This window comes from Stenotrophomonas sp. 05L44_2 (genome assembly GCF_056665995.1).
The window spans coordinates 1-2,612 of sequence record NZ_JBFTNR010000600.1 but is presented as its reverse complement, the minus strand read 5'-3'; the positions used below and the strand labels follow the sequence as shown (position 1 = coordinate 2,612).

Here is a 2,612-nt window from a genome sequence, read left to right as displayed (position 1 = left end):
GAAAAATACCTGCCATTATCGCCGTACATTGTTGCGTTTGCGCTTGTGCGGTGCCTTCAGCATTGGCTAAGGTACAGCGGGCCGTTCGCACGGCTTTCACGATTCCAGGCCGCCGGCAATGTACTGGCGGCCCTCCCAATCCGATCATCAGGAAGTACTGCATGCTGAAAGCTCTGTTGAGGGTCAAGCCGGTCGAACCGGCCGGGCACGTCGATGCCGGCGAACCCATCGAAGGCAGCCTGGATGGCGAAGCCACGTTGAAACGGACCCTCACGGCGAAACACCTCATCATGCTTGGCATTGGTGCGGTGATCGGCGCAGGCATTTTCGTGCTTACCGGCCAGGCCGCGGCCAACCACGCCGGCCCGGCGGTCATGCTGTCGTTCGTGTTCGCCGGCATCGCCTGCGCGCTGGCCGGCCTGTGCTACGCCGAGTTCGCAGCGATGATGCCGGTCTCCGGCAGCGCCTACTCCTACTCCTACGCCACGCTCGGCGAGGGCATGGCCTGGTTCATCGGCTGGTGCCTGGTGCTGGAGTACCTGTTCGCCTCGGCCTCGGTCGCGGTGGGCTGGTCGGCGTACCTGATCAGCTTCATCACCACCACGCTGCACATGCCGTTCCCGGACGCGCTGAGCGCGGCGCCGATCGCCTGGAACGGGCACGAGTTCGCCGCCTCCGGCAAGCTGTTCAACCTGCCGGCGGTGCTGATCGTGGCGGCGGTGACCGGCCTGCTGTACGTGGGCGTGACCCAGTCCGCGTTCGTCAACGCGATCATCGTGGCCATCAAGGTCTTCGTGATCTGCCTGTTCGTGGGCATCGGCGCGGCCCACGTGGACCCGGCCAACTGGCACCCGTTCATCCCGGAAAACACCGGCGTGTCCGGCGAGTTCGGCTGGAGCGGCGTGTTCCGCGCGGCCACCATCGTGTTCTTCGCCTACATCGGCTTCGATGCGGTCTCCACCGCCGCCGGTGAAACCAAGGACCCGCAGCGCAACATGCCGATCGGCCTGCTCGGCTCGCTGGCGGTGTGCACCATCGTCTACATCATCGTCTGCGCGGTGCTGACCGGCATGCTGCCCTACCACCTGCTGGGCACCGACAAGCCGGTGGCCACCGCGCTGGAAGCCTACCCGAGCCTGTCCTGGCTGAAGACCGCAGTGGAAATCGGCGCGATCGCCGGCCTGTCCTCGGTGGTGCTGGTGATGATGATGGGCCAGACCCGCATCGCCTACACCATCTCGCGCGATGGCCTGCTGCCGAAAGTGTTCGGCAAGGTCCACAAGCGCTTCCGCACGCCGTACTGGGCCACGATCGTGGTCGGCGTCATCGCCGCGTCGCTGGCCGGCCTGGTGCCCCTGAACGTGCTGGGCGAACTGGTATCCATGGGCACCCTGCTGGCCTTCGCCACGGTCTGCATCGGCGTGCTGATCCTGCGCTACACCCGCCCGAAGCTGCACCGTCCGTTCCGCGTGCCGCTGGTGTGGGTGATCTGCCCGCTGGGCGCGCTGTCGTGCCTGTTCCTGTTCTGGCAGGCGTTCGTGGTGCATTGGCACCTGTTCGTAGGCTGGACCGTGCTGGGCCTGCTGATCTACTTCGGCTACGGCATGCGCCACAGCAAGCTGGCCAAGTCGCCCTGATCCTCCCGACGGGCCAGCCCCTGCGCCGGCTCGTCGATATCCGCAAGCATTTCCGCCCGCGCCCGGTCACCGGGCGCATCGCACAAGACCACCACACATGTTCAAGCAACTGTGGGCCACCAAGCATCCGCATGCCGCCCATAAAGACGCCAACGGCCTGAGCCTGCGTCGCCACCTCGGCCCCTGGGGCCTGACCGCACTCGGCATCGGCGCCGTGATCGGCGGCGGCATCTTCGTCATCACCGGCCAGGCCGCCGCCAACCACGCCGGCCCGGCCATCATGCTCTCGTTCGTGCTGGCCGCGATCTGCTGCGCCTTCTGCGCCCTGGCCTATGCCGAGTTCGCGGCGATGGTGCCGGTTTCCGGCAGCGCCTACACCTATACCTACGCCACCTTCGGCGAGCTCTCGGCCTGGTTCATCGGCTGGATGCTGGTGCTCGAGTACGGCGTCTCCGCCTCGGCCGTGGCGGTCAGCTGGACCGGGTATTTCCTCAGCCTGCTCAGCCATTTCGACATCCATCTACCGGCGGCGCTGGTCAGCGCCCCCTTGGATGCGCAGCTGCGGCCCACCGGCGCCATCGCCAACATTCCCGCCGCGATCCTGGTGCTGCTGTTGACCTGGCTGTGCTACGTCGGCATCAGCAAATCCTCGGCGATGAACATGGCCATGGTCATCCTCAAGACCGGGCTGATCGTGCTGGTGATCGTGGTCGGCTGGAAGTACGTGGACACCAGCAACTGGACCCCGTTCATCCCGGCCAACGAAGGCCCCGGCAAGTACGGCATGGAAGGCGTGCTGCGTGGCGCGGCGATGGTGTTCTTCGCCTATATCGGCTTCGAAGCGGTATCGGTGGCCGCGCAGGAATCACACAAACCGCAGCGCGACATGCCGATCGGCATGATGCTGTCGCTGGTGATCTGCACGGTGCTGTACATCGCGATGGCCGCGGTCATGACCGGCCTGGTGCCCTACCA

The 2,612-nt window shown here is 65.9% G+C and carries 2 protein-coding genes; both read left to right on the top strand.

Annotated features, from left to right (window positions below; translation table 11 throughout):
• The first annotated feature begins 161 nt into the window (after positions 1–161).
• Positions 162–1,637, top strand: a complete 1,476-nt coding sequence (locus AC1VAN_RS18000) for an amino acid permease (protein WP_442251846.1) — start codon at positions 162–164, stop codon at positions 1,635–1,637.
• Between the two features lie 97 nt (positions 1,638–1,734).
• Positions 1,735–2,612, top strand: an 878-nt coding sequence (locus AC1VAN_RS17995) for an amino acid permease (protein WP_480986357.1), incomplete at its 3' end; no start/stop codon positions are given.

Bases quoted from the DNA above. Each gene is read 5' to 3' on its own strand.
- AC1VAN_RS18000 (WP_442251846.1), top strand. From the start codon at position 162: ATGCTGAAAGCTCTGTTGAGGGTCAAGCCGGTCGAACCGGCCGGGCAC.